This is a genomic window from Streptomyces sp. NPDC020917, from assembly GCF_044333795.1.
In the GTDB taxonomy this organism is placed as follows: domain Bacteria; phylum Actinomycetota; class Actinomycetes; order Streptomycetales; family Streptomycetaceae; genus Actinacidiphila.
Genome location: NZ_JBIRRR010000006.1, coordinates 243,158 through 268,198 on the forward strand (window position 1 = coordinate 243,158; position 25,041 = coordinate 268,198).

The window sequence follows — 25,041 nt, forward strand, 5'->3', positions numbered from 1 at the left end:
ACGTTCAATTCGACAGGTCGACTCAGCCCTCCCGGGTGGTGCGCTGCGGACGGTGGAGACGTCGGACCGCGGGCAGGCGTTCAGCCGCCTGCGGTCATCCGGCCGCCGACGAAGGCGGCGTCGGGGTCGTCGGGTGCCAGTTCGCCGCCGAAGCGGGCCAGCAACTCCCCTGCCCAGCCCTCCGCGTCGTCCTGCGGCGCGTAGCCGAGCGCCCTGGCGCCGTCCAGGTCCCACCATGCGCGGGTGTTGGCGGAGATGCCGTTGACCGTGGCGAAGCGCAGTCCCGGCGCGGCGAGGAGCGCGGCGAACAGCCGGGCCGCGTCCCCCGGGCTGAGCCACGTCGCCAAGTGCCGCAGCTGCGTGGGGTGGTCGAAGCAGCTCCCGATGCGCACGCACGCGACGCGCATGCCGAACCGGTCGGCGTAGTAGGACCCGAGGGCCTCGCCGAAGGCCTTGCTGACGCCGTACAGGGAGTCGGGCCGCGGACGCGCGCCGTCCGGGAGGCGGGTGTCCGCGGGGTGCCGGCCCACGGCGTGGTTGCTGCTGGCGTACAGGACGCGGGTGACGCCGGCCTCCCGTGCGGCTTCGAAGACCTGGTAGGTGCCCTCGATGTTGGTGTGCAGCAGGCGGGGGAAGTCCGCCTCGTGCGGGATGCCGGCGAGGTGGATCACCGCGTCCGCACCCCGCATCGCCTCCACGAGGCGGCGGCGGTCGGAGATGTCGCCCAGGAGCCAGGGCAGGTCGTCGGGCGGGTCCGGCGGGGCCAGGTCGAAGCAGCGCAGCCGCCAGCCGAGGCCGGGCAGGCCCCGCCGCAGGAAGGTCCCCACTCCCCCGGCGGCCCCGGTCAGCAGGACGGTGCGCCCGGACGCTTCCCGGCCGCGTTCGGCACGACGCGAGGGCATGGCGGACCTCTCAGTCGGAGGAGCGGGCGACGAGCTGGGTGGGGTTGACGAAGCGCAGCGCGATGAGCAGCAGCACGGCCATGGAGCCGGTGTAGATGACGGCCATCGCGTCGACGGACTGCGGTGCCCGGATGCCGGCGGAGTTGACGGCGGAGAACAGCGACACGATCAGGGTCTGGCTGGTGGGGCCGGAGGTGAGGAAGGTCAGCTCGAACATGCCGAAGGTCCGCACCAGGACGAGGATGCCGGCGGCCAGCATCCCGGGCAGCAGCAGCGGCGACAGGATCCGGGTGAGGACGGTCCAGGTGGAGGCACCGCACATGCGGGCGGCGGCCTCGATCTTGGGGTCGATCTGCTCGATGAAGGGGGTCATGGTGAAGACCACGAACGGGATCGACGGCACCAGGTTGGCCAGCACCACGCCGGTGATCGTCCCGGCCAGGTGGATCTTGTACAGCACCGTCGCGAGCGGGATGCCGTAGGCGATCGGGGGCACCAGGATCGGCAGCACGAACAGGGTGGTGACCAGCTTCTTGCCGGGGAAGGACCGGCGGGCCAGCGCGTAGGAGGCGGGGACGGCCAGCACCAGGGAGATGACGACCACGAGGAGGGTGACCTCGATCGTGGTGGTCAGCACCTGGCCGAGGCTGAACTCGTGCCAGGCGTGGCTGTACCAGTCGCCCGTCCAGCCGTGCGGCAGCCAGGAGTTGAACCAGCTGCGGCTGAAGGAGTTGACCAGGACGGTGGCGATGACACCGGCGAGGTTGACGAAGAAGAACGCGAGCACGGCCCAGGCCAGCCAGGTTCCCGGGCGAAGGGCCAGGGTGCGGCGTTCCGGTGGGGCGGCGGGCCCCGTGGTGGCGGGGCGTGCGGGGAGCACGGTGGTCATCCTTTGCCTCCGGTGGCGCCGCTGTAGAGCCGGGCCCGCAGACCGGTGACCGCGGCCAGCACGGCCAGCATGAGCACCGTCATGATCATCGCGTCGGCGCAGCCCTGGACGTAGTCGAAGCGTTCCAGGGCCGCCTGGTAGACCTCGATGGAGATGACGTGCGTCTTGCCGTCGGGGTCGCCGACCATCAGCGCGGAGGGGAAGACCGCGAAGGCCATGACGAAGCTGAGGCAGAAGGTCGTCATCAGCCCGGGCAGCAGCAGCGGGAAGGTGACGTAGCGGAACCGCTGCCACCAGCCGGCGCCCAGGGTCGCCGCGGCCTTCTCCAGGTTGGGGTGGATGCCCGACAGGTAGGAGTGGGTGAGCAGGTACGAGAAGGGGAAGCCGCTGATGATCAGCGAGAGCAGCACGCCGGTGTAGTTCATGGTCAGGTGGACGGGCGAGTCCGCGAGGCCCAGCCAGTGCAGGGTCCGGTTGAACCAGCCGGCCGGGCCGTAGAACTCGAGGATGCCCTCGGCGGTCAGCACGGTGCCGAGAGTGATGGGCACGACCAGGATCGCCAGCAGCAGCCGCTTGCCGCGGAACTCGCGGCGCATCCGGTAGGAGATGGGCACCGAGGCGCCGACGTTGATCAGCGAGGCGGGGATCGCCAGGGAGAAGGTCGCCCAGATCGACTTGCGGGCGAAGGGGTCGGAGAAGAAGGCCCGGTAGGCGCCGAGGACGCCGCCCTTTGCCGGCTGGAACGACAACTGGAGCCCGTACAGGAAGGGGTAGCAGAACAGGGCGAGCACGGCGAGGGCGCCGGGGAGGATGAGCAGCAGGGTCCGGTCCACGCCGCGCTCCGCCAGCCGGTGGCGCAGGGCCGCCCTGGCGCGTGGTCGCTGTGCGACGGCCGAGGTGGTCATGGCGCGCCTCCCTCGGAGCCCGGGCCCTGCTCCGGGAGGTGCCCGGACTCCCCGGTCCGCGGGAAGACCAGGGCGCGGTCGGCGTCCACCGCGACGCGCACCGCGTCCCCGGGGCGGACGGCTGCGGCGGACTTCAGGTGCAGGCGGTCGCCCTGGGCGGTGACGGCCTCCACGTGCAGCACGCGGCCGTGGTACTCGACGATCTCCGCGGTCGCCTCGGCCATCGGCTGCTCGTCGCCTTCGGCCACCCGCAGGTCCTCCGGGCGGATCGCCACCGTGGCGGTGTCACCGGCCCGCAGGCCCGCCCCGCCCACGACGGTGCCGCGCACCTTCAGCCCGCGGCCCTCGGCGACGGCCTCGGTGCCGTCGACGGCGGCCAGGTCCAGCGTCAGCAGGTTGCGGTAGCCCATGAACGCGGCGACGTGGGCGTCGGCCGGGTGCTCGTAGAGCTCGGCGGGAGCGCCGACCTGGCTGACCTGGCCGGCGTGCAGCACGACCAGGCGGTCGGCGAGGGACAGGGCCTCCTCCTGGTCGTGCGTGACGTAGATGGTGGTCAGGCCGAACTCCTGGTGGATGCGGCGGATCTCGCTGCGCATGGACAGCCGCAGCGCCGCGTCCAGGTTGGACAGGGGCTCGTCCATCAGCACCAGCGGCGGCTCCATCACGATGGCGCGGGCGATGGAGACCCGCTGCTGCTGGCCGCCGGACAGCTGCCCGGGGTGTTTGTGAGCGTGCTCACCGAGCCGGACCAGGTCGAGCACGTCGTCGACGCGGCGCCGGGTCTCCGCCTTGCCCACCTTGCGCATCTTCAGCCCGAAGGCGACGTTGGCCCGCACGGTCAGGTGAGGGAAGAGCGCGTAGTTCTGGAAGACCATGCCGAAGCCGCGCTTCTCCGGCGCGAGGGTGTCCACCCGGCGGCCGTCCATGGTGATCTCGCCGGAGGTCAGCGGCAGCAGGCCGGCCAGGCAGTTGAGTGCCGTGGTCTTGCCGCAGCCCGAGGGTCCGAGCAGGGCGACGAACTCGCCCCCGCGGATCGTCAGGTCCAGCGGGTGGAGGGCGAGGTGCGCGCCGTAGGCGCGGCTGACGCCGCTGAGCCGCAGCTCGCCCAACTGCGACGCCTGCCGGCCCCGCGGGGCCGGGGAAGTCGCCGCCGCCGGTGGGGACTTCCGCGCCGTCGCCGGCGTCGGGGGCGCCGAGGGCGTGTCGGGTGCCGAGGGCCTGGTCCTGGTCACTTGCTGGCACCGATCTTCTTCTCCCACAGGTCGAACGCGGTGACCTGCGCGGTGGCCGGCAGCGAGTTCTTCGTGGGGTACTGGGTCATCCAGGAGTCGAACTCCGGCTCGCCGTACTTGGCGATGACCTGCTGCGAGGAGGCGGGCGCCTGCTTGATCCCGACGTTCTTGACCGCGGGGCCCGGGTAGAAGTAGCCGTCGTCGTAGGTGGCGGCCTGCTGCTCGGGCGTCAGGGCGAAGGCCAGCAGCCTGAGCGCGGCGCTGAGTTCGTCCTTGCTGACGCCCTTGGGGATGACGCCGTACTGGGCGTCGCTGACCCAGGTGAGGTTGTCGAACTTGGCGACCTTGACCGAGGCGGGCACGGTGCCCAGGGCGCGCGGGTTGATGTACCAGCCGGTCGTCGTGGCGATCAGGTGGACGGTGCCCTGGGCGAGGTTCGTCATGACGGCGGAGGTCTTGGCCGGGTAGCTGCTGATGTACTTGTTCAGCTCGGTGAGGTAGGCCCAGGTCTTGGACCAGCCGTTGACCGGGTCGGTGGGCTGGCTGTCGCCCAGCAGGTACGGCAGTCCCATCAGGAAGGTGCGTCCCGGTCCGGAGTTGCGCGGCCGGGCGTACTGGAACTTCCCCGGGTGCGCCTTCGCCCAGTCCAGCAGGGCGTCCGGGGTGGTCGGCACCGGGTTGACCGCGGCGGGGTCGTACTCCAGCAGGGGCCCGGAGGGGTACCAGACGAGTTCGATGCCCTGGTCCTGGGCGAGCGAGGCCATCGAGGCCGCCGCCGGCTGGTAGTTGGCCATGAGGTCGGGGAAGAACGCCGGGTAGTACGGCTTGAGGTCGTACCACAGGCCCTTGGCGATACCGGCCGACAGGCCGTCGGTGCCGGTGAGGACGAGCTGGATCTGCACGTTGCCGGCCTGCTGCTGCGCCTGGACCTTGGGGGCGAGTTCGGGGGCGGTGCCGGTCGTCGTGGTGATCTTGGTGACGATCTCGGGGTGCTTGGCCTTGAAGGCGTCCAGGATCGGCTTGGTGAGCTGGAGGTTGCCGGCGACGTCGAGGACGTTGAGGGTGACCGGCTTGGACGGCGTTGTCGGCAGCGAGGTGGGGGCCGCCTTGGAGCTGGTTCCGCTGGAGGGCGCGCCGCAGGCGGCGAGCACGGGGGCGGCGGCCGCGCCGAGCGCGACGGTGCCGAGAACGCTGCGGCGGCTGAACATTCTCGGGGGGCGGGGGGTGCTGTCAGGCATGACTGATCGGGCCCTTCGTCCATAGGCGGTGAACAGGGGGCGGTGCGAGGAGGGTTCTCCGTCACCTGCGCGGGCACTACTGCGGGTCGGGTGCGGGGTTGCGGCCGGGTCGAGCCAGGAAGTCGAAGTCGCAGCCCTGGTCGGCCTGTGCGACATGTGCGCTGTACAGGGCGCCGTATCCCCGCTCGTAGCGCGGCTCCGGCGGCTCCCAGGCGGCGCGGCGGCGTGCGAGTTCGGCATCGTCGACCTCCAGGTGCAGGCGCCGGGCCGGGACGTCGAGGGTGATCAGGTCGCCGTCGCGCACGAGGGCGAGCGGCCCGCCGACGTGCGCCTCCGGTGCCACGTGCAGCACGCAGGTGCCGTAACTGGTGCCGCTCATCCGGGCGTCGGAGATGCGCACCATGTCGGTGACACCGCGCTCCAGGAGGTACGCGGGGATGGGCAGCATGCCGTACTCGGGCATGCCGGGGCCGCCCAGCGGACCGGTCCCCCGCAGGACCAGGACGCTGTCCGCGGTGACGGCGACCGCGGGGTCGTCGATGCGCTGCTGCAGGTCCTGGTAGGAGTCGAAGACGACCGCGGGACCCGTGTGGGTCAGCAGTTTCGGGTCCGCGGCGAGGTGTTTGATCACCGCTCCCCCGGGCGCCAGGTTGCCGTGGAGGACCGCGACCCCGCCCTCGTCGGCGATCGCGGTGTCCGGGGTGCGGATGACGCCGGGTTCGTGGACCTCGGCTCCCTCGTAGTAGCCGCCGAAGGAGCAGCCCGCCACGGTGGGGCGGTCGGGGTGGAGGGCGCCGGGTACGCGGGCGAGCTGGGCGAGCATCGCGGGCAGCCCGCCCGCGTAGTGGAAGTCCTCCATCAGGCGGGTTCCGACCGGGCGGATGTCGGCGAGGACGGGGACCCGCGAGCCGATGGTGTCGAAGTCCTCGAGGCTGAAGGGGACTCCGGCGCGTCCGGCCAGGGCGATCAGGTGGATCAGGGCGTTGGTGGAGCCGCCGAGTGCCAGGGCGGTCGCCGCGGCGTCCTCGAACGCCTCGCGGGACAGCACCTTGGTCGGGGTCAGCTGCTCGCGGACGAGGGCGACCGCGCGCGATCCCGCGGCGGACGCCATGCGGTGGTGGGCGGAGTCGACGGCGGGTATGGACGACGATCCCGGCAGGGCCATGCCCAGCGCCTCGGCCGCAGCGGTCATGGTGGACGCCGTGCCCATCGTCATGCAGTGGCCGGCGGAGCGGGCCAGCCCGCCCTCCACTTCGGCGAGTTCGCACTCGCCGAGGCGGCCCGCGCGGTGCTCGTCCCAGTAGGCCCACAGGTCGGTGCCGCTGCCCAGCGTCCTGCCCCGGTAGTGCCCGCGCAGCATGGGCCCTGCCGGTACCACGAGGCACGGCAGGTCGGCGCTGGTCGCGCCCATCAGCAGCGCGGGGATCGTCTTGTCGCAGCCTCCCATCAGCACCGCGCCGTCGACCGGGTAGGACCGCAGCAGTTCCTCGGTCTCCATCGCCAGCAGGTTGCGGTAGAGCATGGGGGTGGGCTTCTGGAACGTCTCGGACAGCGTGGCGACCGGGAACTCCAGGGGGAACCCGCCCGCCTGCCACACGCCGCGTTTGACGGCCTGGGCGCGCTCCCGCAGATGCATGTGGCAGGGATTGACGTCGGACCAGGTGTTGAGGACGGCGATGACCGGCTTGCCCAGGTGCTCCTCGGGCAGGTAGCCCAGCTGCCGCATCCGCGAACGGTGGCTGAAGGCCCGCAGCTTGCCGCCGGTGGGGCCCTCGCCGAACCAGGCGGCGCTGCGCAGCGGGGGCATGGCGTCGGTGGTCACAGCAGGCCCTCCGTCCGCCACTGGTCGAGGAGCACCGCGACCCGCTCGCGGGCGGTCTCCGGGAGCAGCCGGGACGGCGGGCGCACCGCCCGGTCGGACAGCCCGAGCTGGTGCAGCGCCTCCTTGACCACGCTGACGTTGTCGGCCGACGCGTCGGCCGCCCGCAGTTCCTCGAAGACCCGGGCCTGCTCCCACACGCCCATGGCCTGGTCGTACTTTCCGCCCCGCAGCGCCTGCAGCAGCGCCATCGACAGCCGCGGCGCGACGTTGACCAGACCGGACGTGAAGCCGGCGGCTCCGGCGGTCCAGTAGGCGGGGGCGGACAGCTCGGCCAGCCCGGCGATCCAGACGAACCGCTCCAGGCCGGCGTCCCGGGCGACGGACGCGAAGCGCACGGGGTCGGGCACCGCGTACTTCACGCCCACGACGTTCGGGCAGGCGTCGGCGAGGGCGGCGATGTGCGCGCCCGTGATGGCCGGATCGCGGATGTAGAGGACCACGCCGAGTTCCGGAACCGCGGCCGCGATCGCCCGGTGGTAGGCGATCCATCCCTCGGCCGACCGGTACGGGTGGGGCGGCTGGTGGACCATCACCGATCCGGCTCCGCGCTCGCGGGCGTGCCGGGCGAGCGCGATCGCGCTCGCGGTGTCGAGGCCGACGCCGGCCATCACCTCCGCCCGCCCCGCGGCGGCCGCGACGGACGACTCCACCGCACGCCGCATCTCGGCCGTGGACAGCGTGTAGAACTCCCCGGTGTTGCCGTTGGGGGTGATCACCTCGACGCCGTGCTCGACGAGCCTGCCGATGAGGGCGGCGTGGGTGTCCCAGTCCGCCTCCACCCCACCGGCGTGGAAGGGCGTCACGGGGATGGCGACCACGGTCTGGAGTCGGGCTCGCAGCTGGGTCGGACCGTTCGCCTCCGGCGTCGTTAAGGACATGTCGCCTACTCCGCTTCGTTTTCGGGGAAGTTGCATGCGACGAACGCGCTGATGTGCCGGCGCATCAGGTTGCGGACCAGGTCCGCGTCGCCCGCCCGGGCGGCGGCGAGAATCGCCCGGTGCTCCCGGGCCTCCTCCTCCCAGGACGCCCGCACGGACCAGGCGGCGCTGGAGACCAGCGCGGTCTGGTCGCGCAGTTCGTCGAGCGCCTCGACCAGCAGCGGGTTGCCGCATCCCGCGTACAGGGCCCGGTGGAAGGCCCGGTTGGCCAGCGACCGGTCGGCCATGTCCTCGGCCTGGTCGGCCCGGTCGAGCGCCTCGGCCGCCGCGTCCCAGTCGCCGCGCGCGAAGGCCGTGGTGCGGCCGGCGGCGACGGGTTCGAGGAGCAGTCTCATGTCGTAGACGCTGCGGGCGAGTTGGCGGTCGACCTCGCGGACGGCCGCGCCCTTGTAGCGGCTCATGGTGACCAGCCCCGAGCCGGCCAGGGTCTTGAGTGCCTCGCGGACCGGTGTCTTGGAGACGCCCAGCCCCTCGGCGAGTTCGGCTTCGACGAGCGCCTGACCGGGCTTCAGCTCCCCGATCAGGATGGAGTGCTTGATCGCGTCCAGCACCGCCTCGGTGCGGGACGGCATCGCCCCCACACGGGCGCGACCAGGCGTAGCAAGGGCTTCAGACACGTACCGGCTCCATGACGCATCAGATCTCATATATGAGGCGCGGTTGACGCTAGGTCCTGGGCTCTCACCCAGTCAAGGGTGCGTACGCGAACTTCCCCGGCTGTCGTCAGGCAGGCCGGGGCCGGTGATCGGGCCGCTGATCGCCCATGCCTGCAAGGCCGTCATATATGAGGCGGTCAGGCAGGGCGCGCGGCGCAGACGGCCCGCACCACGGCACCCCGGAGGATGCCGCGGTGCGGGCCGGTGGCACGGGAGTCGACCGGGTGGCGGTCAGCGGGATGCGGGCAGCACCCGGGTGTGGTCGATCCGGACCGCCTGCAGGGCGTCGGGGTCCAGGCCCAGAAGGCTCAGGATGGTGGGCGCGATCTGGGTGGTCTCGACGGGCGCGGCCACGTGCTTGCCGTGCCCCGTGCCGGCCCCGGAGACGACCAGGGGCACGTCGCGGTCGTCGGCGAGCGCTCCGCCGTGCTCGGCGATCTTGCTCTGCTTGCCGGTGTAGACGACGCCGTAGTCGGTGATGCCGAAGAGGTCGGGGACCCGGGAGTCCCCGGGCTTCGCGCCGAAGTAGCGGGCGGCGTCCGCTCCGGCGTAGACCCTGCTCAGGCCGGAGGCGGTGAAGGGCTTGGGGGCGCCCTTGATGTCGTTGCCGGTGCCGGACTGGCGCAGCAGGTAGCTGCGGGCGAAGTCCGCGGCGGCCTGGGAGCGGTCGCTGAGCCACAGCAGCATGGCGTCGTCGTCCACGGAGTGCACCACCAGGTCGCCGGCGCCCGGGTGCGCGGACTTCCAGGCGGCGTTGAGGCCGTCGAGGAGGGGTCCGTCGTCGATCCGGGTCAGCGCGGCCGGGTCGGTCGGCGACTGGCCGTGCTTGGCGGACAGGATGACCGTCGTGCTGCCGTCCAGGTGCTGCTTGCGGATCTCCGAAGTGAGCGCGCCGACCTGGGTGTTGACGTAGTCCAGGCTCCTGGCCAGCAGCGGCCCCGGCGCGCCCTCGGCGGTGTATCCGCCCTTGAGGCCGTCGGAGGCGGGCAGCTTCTGGGCGGTGGAGACGGACTGGAAGTTCATGCCGAAGACCGCGGGCGTGCCGACCTGGTGCGTGCCGCTGTGGTCGAAGCCATCGATCTCGTGGAGGACGGCCGTGACCTTGTAGGAGTCGTACTGCTGGGTCGCGGCGTTGTCGCTCGTCCAGTCCTCGCCGGCCGGGTAGCCGATCGCCTGGCTGTTGATCTCCGGGGCGAACAGGTCCTGGATCCCGGTGCCCGACGGCCCGTCGAGGATGTCGTAGGCGGCGTGCTTGTCCGACCATGCGGTGCGCAGGCCGGCCTGGCGCGCCGCCTCGAAGACGGTGTTCACCCGCAGGTACCCGTACGGCTGGACGGGCTTGCAGGTCGTGGGGTCGACCGGCAGCTTCGACGGGTCGATGAGCGCCCGGGCGTCGCCGGTCAGGTTCAGGATGCTGCCGGGGAGCCCGGCCAGGCCCTGTCCCGCGTCCAGGGAGTCCTTGTTCCTGTCGAGGTCCTCGGTCAGGTCGACCTCGGCGCCCGGCGTGGCCTTCGCGCAGTCGGTCGTTCCCGCGGGAAGCAGCGCCGTGCTCCAGGTGTCGTCGTAGTAGACGCCGGTGGTCCCGGGGTTTCCTCCGGTCAGCTGGCCGATCATGCCGGGGAAGGAGTCCGAGGGCACGGTGGTCCGCGCATGGCTGTACTCGGTGCCGTTCCCCACCAGCCGGGCGAGAGCCGAGTCCGGGTGCCGGGCGACGTACCAGGCGAGGTCCGACTGGTGCAGCCCGTCGACCGACAGCAGGAGGACGTGCCGGGCCGGCACGTGCTGCCGGGGCCCGCTGCTGGCGGACGCGGTCGGGACGGCTGCCGCGGCCAGCCCGAGGACGGCGATGGCCGTGGCAAGTCGTGTTGCCTTGTTCATGGTTCTCCACGAGTAGGAGGAATCCGGTGCGGTTGCCGTGAGGTGAGAAGGGCGGCAGGTGAACGGGACGCGGCCGGCAGGCTGTTCGCCGATGAATGCCTACAGTCGTGTAGACGGTCGAGGGCGGCGGCCGGCCGCCGGCACCGGGCACGCCGGGTCCCACCGGGCCAGGGGCGGGGCATTGACTCCGAGAATCGTGAAAGGATACTTTCACGTTATGGATGCAGACAATCTGCTGGGCGACCTCACGATCACCGACCCCAAGGCGATGCGCGCGCTGTCGCATCCGGCGCGGCTGTCGATCCTCGACCTGCTGCGCCGCGACGGGCCGGCGAGCGCCACGGAACTCGCCCGGGACATCGACGCGTCGCCGTCGAACATCAGCTGGCACCTGCGCCATCTGCAGAGCTTCGGCCTGGTGCGGGACAGCGAGCCCGGACCCGACCGCCGGTCCCGGCGCTGGGAGGCGGTGGCCCGCGGCTTCCGCTTCGAGGTCCCGGAGGATCCCGGCGACGTCGAGGGCACGTCGGCGGCCCGGCTGCTGTCCGAGCAGATGTTCCTTCAGGCGGCTGAGGCACCGGCCCGCTGGGTGGCCGACGTCGAGCCGGGACTCGAACCGGTCTGGCGCCGGCTGGCCGGCCTGTCCAACACCCGGGTGGTGCTCAGCCCCGACGAACTCGCCTCTGTCGAAGCCGAGATCGAGCGGGTGCTGGCGCCGTACGTGACCCGCGAGGCGGCCGACCGGCCGTCCGACGGCCGCCGGGTGCGGCTGCTGCGCTATGTCCTGCCGGAGCAGGCCGGACCCGAGGGCGGCGCCAAGTGAGCGATGTGACGCCGCCCGCGATACCGCCCTCTCTCTGGCAGGACCGGCGGTTCCTCCGCTTCTGGTCGGCGCAGACGGTCTCCCAGTTCGGTGACCGGATCACCGAGCTGGCGCTGCCGCTGATCGCCGTGACGACGCTGCACGCCTCCGCCGACCAGGTGGCCTGGCTTACGGCGCTGATGTGGACGCCGAACCTGGCGGCGATCGTGCTCGGCGCCTGGGTGGACCAGCGCCCCCGCAAACGCCGGCTGATGGTCGCCGCGGACCTGGCCCGCGCGCTGGTGCTGCTGAGCCTGCCCGTTGCGTACCTGGCCGGAGCGGTGACCCTGGGTCAGCTCTACGTGATCGCCCTGCTCACCGGGACCGCGGCGGTCCTGTTCAACACCTCCTACTCGGCCTTCTTCGCCCATCTGGTGCCGCGGACGTCCTATGTGGACGCCAACAGCAAGCTCAGCACCAGCCGTTCGGCCTCCTACGTGGCGGGGCCCGCGATCGGCGGGGCGCTGGTGCAGGCGCTGAGCGCCCCCGTCGCCGTCGTCGCGGACGCGGCCACGTTCCTCGCCTCCGCCTTCCTGGTCGGGCGCATCCGCACCGAGGAACCGCCGCCCCCCGCGGCGCAGCCCTCGATGCTGCACCGGGCCCGTGCGGGCATGGCCTACGTGGTCCGCCACCCGATCCTGCGGGCCACCCTCGGGTGCGCCGCCACCGTCAACTTCTTCACGTTCATCTCCGGCGCCGGCCTGACGGTCCTGTTCGCCACCCGCGTGCTGCACCTGACGGCCGGCGGCATCGGCCTCGCGCTCGGCGTGGGCGCGACCGGGTCGCTGCTGGGCGCGGTGATCGCGCCCCGGATGTCACGCTGGTGGGGCGTGGGGCCGAGCATCGCGGTGGGCGCGGTGCTGTTCCCGGCGCCCCTGGCCATCGCGGCCCTCGCGGACGGGCCGCTGTGGGTGCGCGGCGGGGCGCTGGCCCTGGCGGAGTTCCTGGCCGGAGTCGGGGTGATGCTGTTCGACATCAACCTCAACTCGCTGCAGACGACGGTCATCCACGACGGGATACGCAGCCGGGTCGCCGGCGCGTACAGCAGCGTCAACTACGGGGTGCGGCCGATCGGCGCGGCCGTCGGCGGCGTGCTCGCCACCACGATGGGACTGCGCCCGACCCTCCTGCTGGCCGCCGGCGGCGGCGCGCTGTCGGTGCTGTGGCTGGTCTTCTCACCCGTGGTGCGCATCCGCACCCTGGACGAGGCGCCCGCGGCCGTCAACGCCCGCCAGTCGGCGCCAGCGTGACGCGCAGGACGCGGTCGTCGTGCTGGCCGGGCCTGCCCCGCCCGTCGGTGTTGTTCGTGGCGAACCACAGCTTGCCGTCCGGACCGACGGCGAGCGCCCGGATGCGCCCGAAGGCGCCTTTGTAGTAGTCGGTGGACGCCGCCAGGTCGGCCATGGGGACGGCGCGCAGCACCTCGCCGCGGAGGTTGGCGATGAACAACGTCCGGTCGACGGCCAGGAGATCGCTGGGGCTGGCCTCCTCGGGGTGCCACTGCTGGACGGGGTCGACGAAGGTGCCGCGGCCGTGGACGGTGCCCTCCACGGTGGGCCAGCCGTAGTTGCCGCCGGGCTTGATGACGTTCAGCTCGTCCCAGGTGTCCTGGCCGAACTCGGTGGCGTACATCGTCCCGTCCTTGCCCCAGGCCATGCCCTGGACGTTGCGGTGGCCGTAGCTGTAGACGAGCGAGCCGGGGAACGGGTTGTCGGCGGGCACGGCGCCGTCCGGGGTCATCCGCAGGATCTTCCCCGAAAGCGACTTCAGGTTCTGGGCGTTGCCGGTGTTCCCGGCGTCGCCGACTCCCGCGTAGAGCATCCCGTCCGGGCCGAAGGCGATGCGTCCCCCGTCGTGGTGGTCGGCGGACGGCAGGCCGTCGAGGAGGGTGCGGTGCGGACCCAGCGCCAGCGAACCGGCCGCGCCGGTCAGTTCGTACCGCTCGATGCGGTTCCCGCGCGGCCCGGTGGAGTACACGTAGAGGCGGTTCTGCCGGTCGACCGCCAGGCCGAGCACCCCGGCCTCGCCCTCGTGCACCACGGCCGCGATCGTGCCCACGACGCGCGGGGTTCCGGCGCGGTCCAGTTCGAGGATGCGCCCGGTGTCGCGTTCGCTGAGCAGGGGCGTGCCGTGGACGAACACGAGCGACCAGGGGGTGCCGAGTTCGACCGCGACGTCGCGGGGCGTGCCGGCGGGGGCGAGGGACGGCACCTTCGGCGCCGCGCGGGTCGTCGGCTTGCCCGATGCCGCGGGAGACGGCGACGGGTCGGAGGAACAGCCCGTCACGGCGAGTGCGAGCACGGCGCCGGCAGTGAGAGCGCCCGGCAGGTGGCGATTCCTCATGTTGTCTCCTTGCTCCTACGGTGAACCCATGTCGTCGACTCGGCTGTGTGCAGGCTAGGTCGGACGGGCTACGGGTTGCGAGGCCTTTGCCGGTGCTCGTCGGGACGCGGGCAGGCGAACGGCAGTGCGTCACCGGTGGGGCGGCCGGTGGGCGGGGCAGCCGCGGTCGGGGGGACTGGCGGGGTGCCCGGGTAGCCGGTCGGGCTACCCGGGCATTCGGTGAGGACCCCTCAGGACTCGTCAGGGCCGGGGAGCGGGAGACGGGACGCAGCGGCTCTCAGTCGCCCGGCGGGTAGACGCCGATCTCGTTGACCCGGGCGTAGCCGGGCTGGCGGTCCGGACCGCGCTCGGCCAGCACCCGGAGCCGGTCGATCCGCGTGGGGGCGAAGGTGTGCACCCGGTAGGCGGAGGTGTTGCCGGCGACGGCTGCGAGGTCCGCCCAGCCGCGGCCGTCCCAGACCTGGACGCGGTAGTCGCGCAGCTCGTAGCCGCTGGTGGTGTAGAGGTCGACGCGGCCCGCCGTCCGCGGTGCGCGCAGCTCCAGTTCGAGCCACTGCGGCAGGGCGGCGCCCTCGGCGTTCGCCCAGCTGAAGTCGCCGCCCAGCTGCGTCGAGGTCCGCCCGTCCACGACCCGGTCCGGGCTGTAACCGGGGTACGTCGAGGAGGCGGTGACCCGCGCGCCCCGGGCGAGGTCCGGTCCCGACGGTCCCCGCGGCGGGCGCAGGGGCAGGTCGAGCCAGGCGAGGCCGACGTCGCGGCCCATGTGCGAGATGTCGGGGGCCGGCCGGCCGTCGTAGAAGACGGCGAGGCGGCCGCCGAGCGGGACGACCGAGGGCAGCCCCATGACGTACGGCGACCATGCGCAGTTCGTCCGGTCGAGCACCACCGCCTTGTCCTGCGGATCCCAGTGGTCGGGATCGCGGGTCCAGTAGACCCAGACCGCGTCGGTGTACTCGCCGAAGGCGTCGAGCGCGATGTGGTCGGTGAACAGGAACCACGTCTCGTTCGCGGGTTCGTAGTAGAGCGAGGTGTTCTCGATCTGCTCGTCCAGCGGGACGATGGGCTGGGGATCGACCTGCCAGGGGCCGTTCAGATCGCGGGTGCGGGCGATGCCGATGGTCCGCTGCGTGCCGGCCGCGTTCTGCGTCGAGGCGCTGAAGAACTGCAGGTACTCACCCCGGTGGCGGATGATGTGGCCAGGGCTCGCGGTGGTCGAGTAGTACGTGCCGGGCTGCGGGCGGAACGGCACGACGTCCGGCTGCTTGGTCCAGGGGCCGGCGGGCCCGGGGCCGTGCGCTTTCAGGGTCAGGTACGGGAAGGCGGGGATCCGGTCGGGCGGCGGCGTGGTGTTCGGGGTGCCGAGGTAGAACATGTGCCAGTCGCCGGGCGCGGCCTCGTAGGTGACGCCGTAGCTGGCCGAACCGCCATCGTCCGAGCCGGGTGCCCCGAGTTGCAGCACGGGCCCCCGCTTCGTCCAGTCGGTGCCGTTCCTGCTCGTCGCGAGGCACGCGAGCCAGCCCTGGTCGCCCGCGCCGTCGTAGTTCATGTAGAGCGTGCCGCGGTCCTGGTAGACCCAGATGTCGCGGGCACCGTAGACGTCGCAGTGGTCCGGGCCGTCCCCGTGCCGCAGCACCGGGCCGGCGTCCAGGGCGTCGAGCCGCAGCGTCGCGACGGGACGGCCGTCCAGGTAGGACGGCAGCCACGGCGTCTGCGCGGACGCAGACGCCGACGCCGACGCATGCGGTGCGGAGCCGAGTACGACAGCGGCTCCCGCACCGGCTGCGGAGCCCAGGAAGCCGCGTCGCGACAGGCCAGGGGGTAGGGGGTTCATGGCATCAGCCTTCCGTGGGTGATCGGGCGGGCGTCACCGGGTCGAGGCGGAACCGGCAGGGTCGAAGAACACACCGCTGAGGACGGCGTTGGCGCCCAGGACGTGCGCCACCCGCACCCGTACCGAGCGGTCGCAGTCGTACACGAGCCACACGCCGCCGTGGAAGTCGTCCACGAGCTGTTCCGGCGCCACCAGCTTGCGGGTGGCGAGGTCGAACACCTCCACGGCGAGCCGGCGGGCGGTGGAGTCCCAGTCGACGAAGTACAGCGCGAGTTGGTACGAGCTGCCCGGCGTCACCTCGATGTCGATCGGCATCGTCATGCCGCCGGGGTTGGGCGTCGTGGTGTAGATGCAGGCGGCGCTGCGCGCCGTGCCGTTGCCCGCGTCGGCGGCCGGCGCCCGGCGGTCGCCGGTGGAGGACTCCCACACGGCGTTCAGGCAGCCGCTCCAGCCGGTGCGCCACGGGGTGACGGACTCGACGTAGTCCGGCAGGGCCCGCCGGTCGCCGCCCATGCCGTCGTAGTTGAACAGCACGTGGCCGTCGCTGCCGTAGACGCCGCCCCAGTCTCCGGCCGTCGTCACGTCACGCCCGGTGAAGCGCATCGGGTAGGAGAGCGGTGCGGGCCGGTACGCCTCCTGGCGCTTGCCCTGATGGACGACGTCCAGTGCGTACGTGCCGGGAGCGATGTCGGTGAGCACGACGGAGCCACCGGCCTCCGACGCGCCGCCGATCCCCGGGACCGGCCTGAACTGCCCGTCCCAGACGACCTTCTTGCCGATCCGGACGACCTTGACGGCGCGTCCGTCGGCGGGGATGCCGAAGCGTCCGCGGGAGCCGGCGGGGATCCGGAGCGAGCCGTGCCCCGAGTCGCCGTCGTACGCGACCGAGACGTCCCCGTGCCGGGTGGGCACGGTACCGGAGACCCAGCTGAGGGTGCGCCCGAGGCGCGGGAAGACATCCACGGTGTCGTACCCGGGCGAGCTGGGGGTGATGCCGAGGATGTCGTGGGACAGCCAGGCGGTGACGCCGCCGCCCCAGGGGTGCGACAGGCTGGTCCAGCCGGACTGGCTGTTGGGCACCGGGTCGTTGTGCTCAAGGAAGGTCAGCCAGTCGGGCCGGAACACCTCGAAGAACGTGGTGCCTCCGTAGTCGAGTTGGCCGCCCCAGTTGTCGCGCGCCGTGACGATCGCGTCGTCGCAGCGGTCGAGGGCCGTCATGGCCTGGAGGATCGGGTACTGGTTGAAGGTCGAGAACGACAGCCGGTTGAGCCGGTCGTCGAACTCGCCGGCGATGACGCCCTGCCGCTCCGCGTCGTGCACGCTCTGCGCGTTGACGGCGTGCGCGCGGGCATGGACACCCAACTGCTTGAACCAGTCCGGTTCGGCGTGCAGTCGGGCGTCATGCCCGTCGGCCGTCGACCGGTAGGCGGCGGCGATGTCGGAGCGGCCGATGCCGTCCATCGCGTCGGCGAATTCGCGGCAGCACTGCAGGTACATGCTGCGGTAGATGCTCGCGGTCTCGGGGCGGTCGGGCGCCTCGAATCCGGCGCCGAGGCGCTCGTCCCACCCGAAGAACGTGCTCTGCGGGGCGGCGTAGAGCGTCTCGGCGTGATCGAGCTTGCCCCGGATGTTGTCGATGCAGGACCGGAGGGTCTCGGTGTCGCCGGTGTGCCGGTAGTACTCCAGGAGGCTCAGCACCCAGTAGAGCGCGTACGACTCGATGCCCTGGTTGTCGTCGGCGGTCCTGGCCAGATTGGCCTTGACGAAGTCCGTGTCGCCGAAGGCGACCAGGGCCGCGGCCTGGATGGGGTTGCAGTCGCCGGACCAGCCGAAGCGGTCGCCGCGGTCCATGAGGATCGCGCCCATGTAGTCGCGCTGGAATCCCACCCGCACCCCGTAGGCCCCGGCGTACCAGATCCGGGTGAGCTGGGGATCGCTGCAGGCGAAGCGGCCGTTGTAGTTGGTGGGCTTGGCCTGGCACACCGCGCGTACGGCGGTGATGTGCCAGGGCCGGTCGAAGGTCCGCACGTGGATCCAGCCGAACCGGACCCCCTCGTAGAGGTCCGAGTTCAGCTCCAGACGGAAGGTGTTCCCGTAAGCCTGCGGGGTCAGCGTCTTGTCCGGGTGCGCGGGCCCCGGATTGACCTTCCCCGGCCTGTTGTACTCGCTGATGCTCATCTCGACCGTGCCGGAGAAGTCCGGGCTGTCGAACTCCAGCCAGGCCGGGCTCTCCACGCCGAAGTCGACGCGGAGCGAGCCGACGCCGTTCACGGTGACGTCGCACCGGGACGTGGTGACGGAGGCGAGGTTCCCGAAGGACTGCGGCGGATCGGCCACTGCCGCCGCCGGGCGCAGCCGGTAGATCTGGAGGCCGTCGTCGGCCTTCGGGTCCGGCCAGCGGTAGTCCACGAGCGGGTCGTCGGACTCCTTGACCCGCGGTCCGGTGAACGCGCCGCCGTTCACCGGTGGGTAGGGTTCGGCGATCGGCGACGGGGCGGCTGCCGGGGCCGCCGCGGCGGCCGGCGCCGCCGTCATCCCGGTGAGGAGCGCTGATCCTGCCGACGCTCCGGCGGCCGCGCCGAGGAAGCCGCGTCTGGTGAAGCCGTGCCCTTCGTCGTTCTCCATGGAAGCTCCAGAGGTAGGGGTCCGGGTGGGACCGACGGCTCGGAAGGCGTACGGAACCAGGCGTGCGCCACGTGGACCGCGGCATACGCCTGTATCCGGTGATGGATGGGGGCTCCCCGGCGGCCGGGGGCTCAGTAGTCGACGAGCCGCTCCGCGGTGTCGGCGATGCGCTGGGCGTCGGGGAGCCAGGCGTCCTCCAGCGGGCCCGCGTACGGTACGGGCGTCGGGTCGCAGGCGAGCAGGACCGGCGCGGCGTCGAGGAGTTCGAAGTGCTCCGCGGCGATCCGCGCGACGAGGGTGGCGCCCCATCCGCCGTCCGGCGGCCCCTCCTGGACGACGAGGAGCCGGGAGGTCCTGGCCACGGAGGCGCGTACGGTCTCCATGTCGAAGGGCACGAGCGTGCGCGGGTCGATGACCTCGGCCGAGATGCCGTGCGCGGCCAGCAGGCCGGCGGCCTCCACCGCCCGGTGGCGCATCTGCTGGGTGGCGACCACGGTGACGTCGTCCCCGGGGCGCACGACGTCGGCGACGCCGAGCGGGACCAGGTACGCGTCGTCGGGCTCCGCGGGCACCTGCCCCTTGAGCGCGAAGAGGTTCTTGTGCTCGAAGACCAGCACCGGATCGTTGTCCCGGATCGCCGACCTGAGCAGCCCGTAGAGGTCCTCCACGGTGCCGGGGACGGCGATCTTCAGCCCGGGGACGTTGAGGAACCAGTTCTCGGCGGCCTGGGAGTGCTGCGGGCCGAAGCCCGACCCCGCCCCGTTGGACATCCGGACGGTGACCGGGACCCTGGCCTGACCGCCCGTGGTGTAACGGTACTTGGCGAGGGTGTTGACGATCTGGTCGAAGCACACGCCGGCGAAGTCGGCGAACATGATCTCGGCGACCGGGCGCAGGCCCATCAGCGCGGCACCGACCGCGGTGCCGATGATGGCCTGCTCGGAGATCGGGGTGTCCCGCACCCGGTCGCCGAAGCGGGCCTTGAGCCCTTCGGTGGCCTTGAACGCGCCGCCCGCCACGCCGACGTCCTCGCCGAGGAAGACGACCGTGGGGTCGGCGGCGAGCTCGTCCGCCAGCGCTCGCGCGATGACCTTGCGGTAGTTGATCCGGACCATGCCGGGGGTCACGGTGTCCGTGGTCATCGGTTCTCCCACACGTCGTCGAAGCGGCTGTCGGCAGCGGGTTCGCTCCAGCTGAGGGCCCGCTCGGCGGCCTCGTGCACGGTCTTCTCGGCCTCCTCGCGGACGGCGTCGATCTCCGCGTCCGCGGCACCGAGTTCGCGCAGCCGGCCCGCGCACACCAGCAGGGGGTCCCGGGCGAGCCACGCGTCCAGCTCGCCCGCCGGCCGGTAGGTGGCCGGGTCGGACCGGGAGTGTCCCGACTGGCGGTAGGTCATGGCCTCCATCAGCGTGGGCCCCTCGCCGGCCCGCGCCCGCTCGGCCGCGTGCGCCGCGGCGTCGAGGACCGCCACGACATCGTTGCCGTCGACCCGCACGCCGGGCATGCCGTAGCCGGCCGCCCGGTCGGAGAGGCGGGTGTTCGCGGTCGTGGTGGCGATCGGCGAGTACTCGCCGTACAGGTTGTTCTCCAGGACGAAGAGCACCGGCAGCTTCCACACCCCGGCGAGGTTCATCGCCTCGTGGAACGTGCCGATGTTGGCGGCGCCGTCGCCGAAGAACGTGGCGCTCACCGCTCCGGTGCCCAGGAGTTGCGCCGCCCACGCGGCGCCGGTGCTGACCGGCAGGTGCGCGCCGACGATCGCGAACGAGCCGAGCGCTCCCACGCTCAGGTCCGTCAGGTGCATGGATCCGCCCTTGCCGCGGCACAGTCCCTGCTCCTTGCCGAGGATCTCGGCGAAGGCGCGGTCCAGGGGGGCGCCCTGGGCGAGGACGGTGGCGTGCCCGCGGTAGGTGCAGGTCGTGGTGTCGCCCGCGCGCAGCGCGGAGGCGACACCGACGGACACCGCTTCCTGTCCTTGGCCCAGGTGCGTGCTGCCGCGCACGAGGGAACGGCTGAACCAGTCCTTGGTGATGTCCTCGAAGAACCGGATTTCGTGCATCCGACGCTGCATGCCGAGCAACTGCTCGACGGTCACAGAGTCGGTCGTTGCGGTGGTCACGGTCACTCTCCCAGCGCTGGTGGTGCGGTGCGGGACGGAGCGGCGCAACTGCGCCCTCCGATGAAGCTGGTGGGCAGTGTGGTGAAGCCGGGGTCGGCGCCGCCGAAGCGGGCGAGGAGCAGCCGTGCGGCCTCCGAGCCCATCTCGTACGGGTCGCGGCTGATCATCGCCAGCGTGGGGGTGAAGAACTTGGCGAGCGGTACGTCGTCGCAGGTGATCAGGGAGATGTCGGCGGGGATCCGGACGCCGCGGACCGCGAGTTCGCCCAGCACGCCGACCAGGATCTGGTTGCCGCCGGCGATGATCGCGGTCGGCGGGCGCCGGCCGTCGAGCAGTTCCCGGGTCGCCGCGCTGCCGTGCCCTTCGGTGAACGCGCCGGGCCGCACCTGGGCGTGCACGTCGGGGTGTGCCTCGATCGCCTCTTCGAGCGCGTTGATCCGCTCACGGGTCGGACGCACGTGGGGAGATCCGGCGATCAGCGCGATCCGCCGATGGCCCAGGCCGACCAGGTGCTCCACGGCCTGCGTGATCCCGGCGGCGTGATCGGACAGCACGGCGCTCTCGGCGGTGGGGGTGCGCAGATCGCGGTCGATCAGCACGCTGGGTGTCGGGGCGGCGCTCAGCGCCTCGATGGTCTGCGCGTTGGTCTCGTCCGACACCGACAGCAGCAGGCCGTCGACCCGGCGCTGCTGCAGCAGCCGGATGTGGGTGGCGTCGAGGTTCGGGTCGTTGACCGAGTTCGTCAGCAGCATCGCGTAGCCGGCGGCGCGCAGCGCCACCTCCGCGCCCAGGGCGATCTGCGCCAGCAGGGGGTTGGAGATGTCGCCGACGACGAACCCGATGGTCTGCGTGGCGCCCTTGCGCAGCATCTGCGCGAGCATGTTGGGCTCGTAGCCCAGTTCCTCGACGGCGGCCATCACCCGGCTGCGCATCGCGGCGCTGACGTCGGGGTGGCCCGACAGCACGCGGGAGACCGACGACATCGCCACGCCCGCGCGATCGGCGACCTGGCGCATGCCCGCCCGGTCGGAGAGCGCGGTCGGCGGCCGCGACGCGGGCTCGGAGGGGGCGCCCTTCCCGGGGGTCCTGCGGCTGTGCTCCGGGTTCGTGCTCATCGGGCACCCGCCAGGAGGACGTCGCGCAGCAGCGCGGACTCGGCGACCGTGTCGACCGTGTTGCAGTCCAGCCACTCCTGCCAGACGTACTCCAGCGCGAGGTAGCCGCCGTAGTCCTCGCCGAGTGCGGCCACCACCCGGGCCCAGTCGATGGCGTCCTCGGCGACGCGCGTCTGGAGGTGCCCGGGCCGGCCGGACCGGCACTGCAGGTGCCGGGCGTGGGCGACCAGCGGGTCGACCGCCTCCTGGGGCATGCCGCCGTAGATGTAGTGCGCGTAGTCCAGGGTGAGCGAGAGTCCGGGGACGGCCTCCAGCAACCGCATGGTCGCGGCGGGGGTGTCGATGAGCGAGCCGGTGTGCGGTTCGACGGACAGCGTGAGCCCTGCGGCGCCGGCGAGTTCCACGCGCCGCCGCAGTCCCGCCGCCGAGCGCTCCAGCGCCTGCTCGAAGGGCTCCTGGCCGAAGACCACGCCGGGCAGGGTGGTCAGGCCGGGTGCGCCGACGGCGCGGGCGAAGTCCACCGCGTCGGTGAAGAACTCCATCGCGTGTGCCTGCCGCCCGGGATCGGGGTGGTTCACCGCCAGGCTCTCGAAGTCGTCGGCGGGGATCGCGAACACGTCGGCGACGGCCAGGCCGCGGGACTCCACCCGCTCCCGGACCGCGCCCGCGGTCATGTCGATCGCTCCGTGTGCCGTCTCGGGACGGACGTGCGAACGCCCCGTCATGAAGCCGATGTCCACCGCCTCGCAACCGAGGGCCCGGACCAGGTCCAGTGAGCTGCCGTGGGGCAGCAGGGGCCAGGTGTAGTCAGCGCATGACAGGCGCATCAGGTTGTCTCCGCTCGGATTCGGGCTGGGATCGGACTCCGCACCGGCGCCGCTGCCGCTTCCCGGGCTGGAATCCGTTCCAGTACAGTGCCGGAGCATCCGGCCGAACGCAAGGCGTCGTTCCGACCGGGCCGACCGGGAGGAGCCGCAGTGCAGCGCGTCTGTTTTCTCATGACGGTGATCGCGGGCCGCGAGGAGGAGTACCAGCGGCGCCACGACGAGATCTGGCCGGAACTGCTAACGGCGCTTCGGGAGGCGGGCGTGCGCAACTACAGCCTGTTCCGCCGCGGCACCACGGTGATCGCCTACGCCGAGTGCGAGCCGGACGCGGCGACGGCGTTCGGCAAGGTCGGCGCCACCGAGGTGAACGCGCGCTGGTCGGCGTGGTTCGAGGACGTCCTGGCCGAGCGCATGGGAGCCGACGGCGGGCTGATCGAGGCCGCCGAGGTGTGGCACATGGACTGACCGGGCCCGGTGCGACGGCCCCCGGTCCGGTCCTCGGCCCGACGGGGCCCGGCCGGGGGTCATGGCCGCTCCAGTTCGTGCTCCGCCAGGGCGTGGACGTCGGCGTCCAGCCAGCGGCGCAGCGGCAGCCGGTCGAGCTGGGCGGCCAGGTCGGTGGCGTCGCGGGCCGACCAGACGCCGACGTTGGCGCGCTGCCCCGGTATCCGCCAGATCCGTACGATGACGCCCTCCTCGATCAGCTCACGGCCGACCCGGCGCTCGCCGTCGACCAGTGCGCCGAGGTCGGGCAGGTCGCGCAGCGCGGCCCAGTCCTGACGGATGGTCACCAGGAACTCCATGCCGCCCGCCTCCTCAGTACGCCAGCCAGCCGCCGCTGACGTTCAGCGTCGCGGCGGTGACGAAGGAGGCCCGGGACGAGGCGAGGAACAGCACCGCGGAGGCCACCTCCTGGGGCGTGCCCACCCGGCCCAGCGGGGTCGCCGCGACGATGTCCTCCAGCGCGCCGGGGGCGAGGTCGGTGGTCAGCATCGGGGTGTCGATCGCGCCCGGCGCGACCGTGTTCACGGTGATGCCGGCCGGGCCGTAGGTGCGGGCCAGGCCGCGGCAGAGCGAGACGAGACCGCCCTTGGTGGCCGCGTAGACGGCGGAGCCGCCGTAACCGCCGCTCCACCAGCCCTGGGAGGCGGCGGCGATCAGCCGGCCGCCGCTCCCCTGTCGTGCCATGTGCTCGGCCGCCGCGCGCAGCAGGAAGAACGAGGACTTGAGGTTGACGTCGTGCTGCACGTCCCAGTCCTCCTCGGTGACCTCCGTGAGATCGGCGCGGCGCCGCATCACCCCCGCCAGATGCGCGACCACGTCGAGCCCGCCGAGCCGGCCGATCGCGGACTCCACCAGCGCGGCGCACCCGGACGGGTCGCCCAGGTCCGCTTCCAGCACGGCCGCCATCCCGTCGGGGACCTGCCGGCCGGGCAGGTCGGCGGCCGCCACGCGCGCGCCCGCGGCGGCGAAGGCGGCCGCCGTGGCCGCGCCGATGCCGCCGGCCGCACCGGTGACCAGCACCCGCGCGCCGCGCAGTCCGTCGTCCAGTGGCGAGGTCACGTGTCGATCCTGTGCGCTTGGATGTAGTCCCAGTCCAGCTCCCAGCCGAGACCGGGGCGGTCGGTGAGGACGATCTCGCCGCCGTCGAGGTCGCCCCGGTTGGTCACCAGGTTCCACCAGAAGGGGTCGCGGCTGGGATGGAAGCACTCCGCGTAGGTGCCGTGCGGAACGCTGGCCAGGAGATGGGCGCTGACCTGCGGTTCTTCGTGATGTCCCATCTGCACGTCATAGCTGGAGGCGATCGCGGCCACGCGGCGCCACGCCGTGGGGCCGCCGGACCACGAGGCGTCGAAGTTGCACACGTCCACCGACCCGGTCTCCATCAGGTCGCGGCATCCGCTGGCCGACAGCTCGCTCTGCCCGGCGCAGACCGGTATCCCGCCCAGGTAGCGGACGTCGCGCAGGGCGCGGCGGTCGTTCTGCCAGATGGCCGGTTCCTCGAACCAGCGGATGTCCTGGTCCTCCAGGCGCCGGGCCAGGTCGATGGCGTCCGGCACGCTGTAGCCCTGGTTGGCGTCGATGCACAGCACGAAGTCGGGGCCGGCCGCGGCGCGGGCCGCCCGGACCCGCTGCGCGTCGACCTCCGGTGACCGGCCGCCGACCTTGAACTTCATCCCGGCCAGCCCGAGTACCTCGCGGTAGTAGGCGATCTCCTCCTCGATCGGCCCCAGCGGCTCCCCGTAGTAGCCGCCTATCGCCGTCATCGGGACCCGGTTGCGGGCTCCGCCCCACAGCCGCCACAGGGGCTGGCCGAGGAACTTGCCGACGGCGTCCCACACCGCGGTGTCCAGGCCCGCGAGGGCCACCAGCCCGATGCGGCGGTCGCGCAGGATGTCGAACGTGGCGGGGTAGCCGGCCTGCCAGCACTTCTCGGTCTCCAGCACCTCCATGCCGATCACCCGCGGCGCGATCTCGTTCAGCAGGACGGCGCGGATCTCGTGGGCCGTCGCGTCCTCGTCGCCGACGTAGGCCTCGCCGATGACGCCGGCGTCGGTGTGGACGCGAACGACCAGGGTCGCCCGGTGGGTCATGTGGTAGTAGCTGCCGCGGAAGTCGCCCGCCAGCGGGGCGCGCACGGGGACGACCTCGATCCACCCGATGCGCGGCCCGGGACCGCCCGTCCCGGGCGGTCGCAGCTCCGCGGTCTCCGCCACACCCCCAGAGACGGCTTTGGCGACCTTCGGTGTATCCGACATAGGGCCTCCTCAGGCTGGAATCGATGCCAGGGTTCCATCT

Annotated in this window: 22 protein-coding genes; 3 read left to right on the plus strand and 19 right to left on the minus strand. The window is 72.3% G+C overall.

Annotated features, from left to right (window positions below; translation table 11 throughout):
- Positions 1-80 precede the first annotated feature (80 nt).
- The 9 genes from ACH4TG_RS15760 to ACH4TG_RS15800 all read right to left on the minus strand — a co-directional run bounded on the left by ACH4TG_RS15760 (position 81) and on the right by ACH4TG_RS15800 (position 10,520).
- Positions 81-902, minus strand: coding sequence for an NAD-dependent epimerase/dehydratase family protein (locus ACH4TG_RS15760; RefSeq protein WP_398242834.1), 822 nt, complete (start codon positions 900-902; stop codon positions 81-83).
- A 10-nt stretch (positions 903-912) separates the two neighbouring features.
- On the minus strand, positions 913-1,791 hold the full coding sequence (locus ACH4TG_RS15765) for an ABC transporter permease (protein ID WP_398242835.1): 879 nt from the start codon (positions 1,789-1,791) through the stop codon (positions 913-915).
- Positions 1,788-2,696, minus strand: a complete 909-nt coding sequence (locus ACH4TG_RS15770; RefSeq protein WP_398242836.1) for an ABC transporter permease — start codon at positions 2,694-2,696, stop codon at positions 1,788-1,790. The genes ACH4TG_RS15765 and ACH4TG_RS15770 overlap by 4 nt, the downstream gene beginning before the upstream one ends.
- Entirely contained in the window at positions 2,693-3,928 is a 1,236-nt protein-coding gene (locus tag ACH4TG_RS15775; protein WP_398242837.1) for an ABC transporter ATP-binding protein, read from the minus strand. The genes ACH4TG_RS15770 and ACH4TG_RS15775 overlap by 4 nt, the downstream gene beginning before the upstream one ends.
- The gene (locus tag ACH4TG_RS15780; RefSeq protein ID WP_398242838.1) at positions 3,925-5,166 is read right to left on the minus strand and encodes an extracellular solute-binding protein; all 1,242 of its coding nucleotides are present in this window, start codon (positions 5,164-5,166) and stop codon (positions 3,925-3,927) included. Before ACH4TG_RS15780 ends, ACH4TG_RS15775 begins: the two co-directional genes overlap by 4 nt.
- Before the next feature lie 76 nt (positions 5,167-5,242).
- On the minus strand, positions 5,243-6,973 hold the full coding sequence (gene araD, locus ACH4TG_RS15785; protein WP_398243050.1) for an L-arabinonate dehydratase: 1,731 nt from the start codon (positions 6,971-6,973) through the stop codon (positions 5,243-5,245).
- Between the two features lie 11 nt (positions 6,974-6,984).
- Complete coding sequence (locus tag ACH4TG_RS15790) at positions 6,985-7,926, minus strand: dihydrodipicolinate synthase family protein (protein ID WP_398242839.1); 942 nt, start codon at positions 7,924-7,926, stop codon at positions 6,985-6,987.
- Between the two features lie 5 nt (positions 7,927-7,931).
- The gene (locus tag ACH4TG_RS15795) at positions 7,932-8,558 is read right to left on the minus strand and encodes a GntR family transcriptional regulator (RefSeq protein WP_398242841.1); all 627 of its coding nucleotides are present in this window, start codon (positions 8,556-8,558) and stop codon (positions 7,932-7,934) included.
- A gap of 315 nt (positions 8,559-8,873) precedes the next feature.
- Entirely contained in the window at positions 8,874-10,520 is a 1,647-nt protein-coding gene (locus tag ACH4TG_RS15800) for an alkaline phosphatase family protein (RefSeq protein WP_398242842.1), read from the minus strand.
- Positions 10,521-10,737: 217 nt separating this feature from the next.
- On the opposite strand from ACH4TG_RS15800, the gene ACH4TG_RS15805 reads away from it, so the two are divergent.
- Positions 10,738-11,343 carry an ArsR/SmtB family transcription factor gene (locus ACH4TG_RS15805; protein ID WP_398242843.1) on the plus strand — a complete coding sequence of 202 codons (606 nt, stop codon included), beginning with the start codon at positions 10,738-10,740 and terminating at the stop codon, positions 11,341-11,343.
- On the plus strand, positions 11,340-12,632 hold the full coding sequence (locus tag ACH4TG_RS15810; RefSeq protein ID WP_398242844.1) for an MFS transporter: 1,293 nt from the start codon (positions 11,340-11,342) through the stop codon (positions 12,630-12,632). Before ACH4TG_RS15805 ends, ACH4TG_RS15810 begins: the two co-directional genes overlap by 4 nt.
- On the opposite strand, the gene ACH4TG_RS15815 is transcribed toward ACH4TG_RS15810, so the two are convergent.
- From ACH4TG_RS15815 to ACH4TG_RS15845, 7 genes are all read right to left on the minus strand, one after another.
- Positions 12,604-13,725 (minus strand): PQQ-dependent sugar dehydrogenase, encoded by a 1,122-nt coding sequence (locus ACH4TG_RS15815; protein WP_398242845.1) that lies wholly within the window; start codon positions 13,723-13,725, stop codon positions 12,604-12,606. The two genes, ACH4TG_RS15810 and ACH4TG_RS15815, sit on opposite strands and share 29 nt — an antisense overlap.
- Positions 13,726-14,002: 277 nt before the next feature.
- Positions 14,003-15,556 carry a discoidin domain-containing protein gene (locus tag ACH4TG_RS15820; RefSeq protein WP_398242846.1) on the minus strand — a complete coding sequence of 518 codons (1,554 nt, stop codon included), beginning with the start codon at positions 15,554-15,556 and terminating at the stop codon, positions 14,003-14,005.
- A 33-nt stretch (positions 15,557-15,589) separates the two neighbouring features.
- Positions 15,590-18,181 (minus strand): alpha-L-rhamnosidase C-terminal domain-containing protein, encoded by a 2,592-nt coding sequence (locus ACH4TG_RS15825; protein WP_398242847.1) that lies wholly within the window; start codon positions 18,179-18,181, stop codon positions 15,590-15,592.
- A 131-nt stretch (positions 18,182-18,312) separates the two neighbouring features.
- Entirely contained in the window at positions 18,313-19,323 is a 1,011-nt protein-coding gene (locus ACH4TG_RS15830) for an alpha-ketoacid dehydrogenase subunit beta (protein ID WP_398242848.1), read from the minus strand.
- Positions 19,320-20,300, minus strand: coding sequence for a thiamine pyrophosphate-dependent dehydrogenase E1 component subunit alpha (locus ACH4TG_RS15835; protein ID WP_398242849.1), 981 nt, complete (start codon positions 20,298-20,300; stop codon positions 19,320-19,322). The genes ACH4TG_RS15830 and ACH4TG_RS15835 overlap by 4 nt, the downstream gene beginning before the upstream one ends.
- 2 nt (positions 20,301-20,302) lie before the next feature.
- The gene (locus ACH4TG_RS15840) at positions 20,303-21,415 is read right to left on the minus strand and encodes a LacI family DNA-binding transcriptional regulator (protein WP_398242850.1); all 1,113 of its coding nucleotides are present in this window, start codon (positions 21,413-21,415) and stop codon (positions 20,303-20,305) included.
- Positions 21,412-22,242 carry a sugar phosphate isomerase/epimerase family protein gene (locus tag ACH4TG_RS15845; RefSeq protein ID WP_398242851.1) on the minus strand — a complete coding sequence of 277 codons (831 nt, stop codon included), beginning with the start codon at positions 22,240-22,242 and terminating at the stop codon, positions 21,412-21,414. The genes ACH4TG_RS15840 and ACH4TG_RS15845 overlap by 4 nt, the downstream gene beginning before the upstream one ends.
- A gap of 150 nt (positions 22,243-22,392) precedes the next feature.
- Between ACH4TG_RS15845 and ACH4TG_RS15850 the strand changes: the two genes are divergently transcribed.
- Positions 22,393-22,707, plus strand: coding sequence for an L-rhamnose mutarotase (locus ACH4TG_RS15850; RefSeq protein WP_398242852.1), 315 nt, complete (start codon positions 22,393-22,395; stop codon positions 22,705-22,707).
- Positions 22,708-22,766: 59 nt separating this feature from the next.
- Here ACH4TG_RS15850 and ACH4TG_RS15855 read toward each other — a convergent pair whose 3' ends face one another.
- Genes ACH4TG_RS15855 through ACH4TG_RS15865 form a run of 3 tightly spaced genes read right to left on the minus strand, consistent with a single transcriptional unit; the run spans position 22,767 to position 25,001 of the window.
- Complete coding sequence (locus tag ACH4TG_RS15855) at positions 22,767-23,045, minus strand: muconolactone Delta-isomerase (protein WP_398242853.1); 279 nt, start codon at positions 23,043-23,045, stop codon at positions 22,767-22,769.
- A gap of 13 nt (positions 23,046-23,058) precedes the next feature.
- Positions 23,059-23,805 carry an SDR family NAD(P)-dependent oxidoreductase gene (locus ACH4TG_RS15860; protein WP_398242854.1) on the minus strand — a complete coding sequence of 249 codons (747 nt, stop codon included), beginning with the start codon at positions 23,803-23,805 and terminating at the stop codon, positions 23,059-23,061.
- Positions 23,802-25,001: a mandelate racemase/muconate lactonizing enzyme family protein gene (locus tag ACH4TG_RS15865; protein WP_398242855.1), complete on the minus strand. Its 1,200-nt coding sequence runs from the start codon at positions 24,999-25,001 to the stop codon at positions 23,802-23,804. The genes ACH4TG_RS15860 and ACH4TG_RS15865 overlap by 4 nt, the downstream gene beginning before the upstream one ends.
- Positions 25,002-25,041: the final 40 nt, after the last annotated feature.

Bases quoted from the DNA above. Each gene is read 5' to 3' on its own strand.
- ACH4TG_RS15760 (WP_398242834.1), bottom strand. From the start codon at position 902: ATGCCCTCGCGTCGTGCCGAACGCGGCCGGGAAGCGTCCGGGCGCACC.
- ACH4TG_RS15770 (WP_398242836.1), bottom strand. From the start codon at position 2,696: ATGACCACCTCGGCCGTCGCACAGCGACCACGCGCCAGGGCGGCCCTG.
- ACH4TG_RS15765 (WP_398242835.1), bottom strand. From the start codon at position 1,791: ATGACCACCGTGCTCCCCGCACGCCCCGCCACCACGGGGCCCGCCGCC.
- ACH4TG_RS15820 (WP_398242846.1), bottom strand. From the start codon at position 15,556: ATGAACCCCCTACCCCCTGGCCTGTCGCGACGCGGCTTCCTGGGCTCC.
- ACH4TG_RS15780 (WP_398242838.1), bottom strand. From the start codon at position 5,166: ATGCCTGACAGCACCCCCCGCCCCCCGAGAATGTTCAGCCGCCGCAGC.
- ACH4TG_RS15815 (WP_398242845.1), bottom strand. From the start codon at position 13,725: ATGAGGAATCGCCACCTGCCGGGCGCTCTCACTGCCGGCGCCGTGCTC.
- ACH4TG_RS15865 (WP_398242855.1), bottom strand. From the start codon at position 25,001: ATGTCGGATACACCGAAGGTCGCCAAAGCCGTCTCTGGGGGTGTGGCG.
- ACH4TG_RS15805 (WP_398242843.1), top strand. From the start codon at position 10,738: ATGGATGCAGACAATCTGCTGGGCGACCTCACGATCACCGACCCCAAG.
- ACH4TG_RS15825 (WP_398242847.1), bottom strand. From the start codon at position 18,181: ATGGAGAACGACGAAGGGCACGGCTTCACCAGACGCGGCTTCCTCGGC.
- ACH4TG_RS15855 (WP_398242853.1), bottom strand. From the start codon at position 23,045: ATGGAGTTCCTGGTGACCATCCGTCAGGACTGGGCCGCGCTGCGCGAC.
- ACH4TG_RS15830 (WP_398242848.1), bottom strand. From the start codon at position 19,323: ATGACCACGGACACCGTGACCCCCGGCATGGTCCGGATCAACTACCGC.
- araD (WP_398243050.1), bottom strand. From the start codon at position 6,973: ATGCCCCCGCTGCGCAGCGCCGCCTGGTTCGGCGAGGGCCCCACCGGC.
- ACH4TG_RS15795 (WP_398242841.1), bottom strand. From the start codon at position 8,558: ATGCCGTCCCGCACCGAGGCGGTGCTGGACGCGATCAAGCACTCCATC.
- ACH4TG_RS15845 (WP_398242851.1), bottom strand. From the start codon at position 22,242: ATGCGCCTGTCATGCGCTGACTACACCTGGCCCCTGCTGCCCCACGGC.
- ACH4TG_RS15790 (WP_398242839.1), bottom strand. From the start codon at position 7,926: ATGTCCTTAACGACGCCGGAGGCGAACGGTCCGACCCAGCTGCGAGCC.
- ACH4TG_RS15800 (WP_398242842.1), bottom strand. From the start codon at position 10,520: ATGAACAAGGCAACACGACTTGCCACGGCCATCGCCGTCCTCGGGCTG.
- ACH4TG_RS15840 (WP_398242850.1), bottom strand. From the start codon at position 21,415: ATGAGCACGAACCCGGAGCACAGCCGCAGGACCCCCGGGAAGGGCGCC.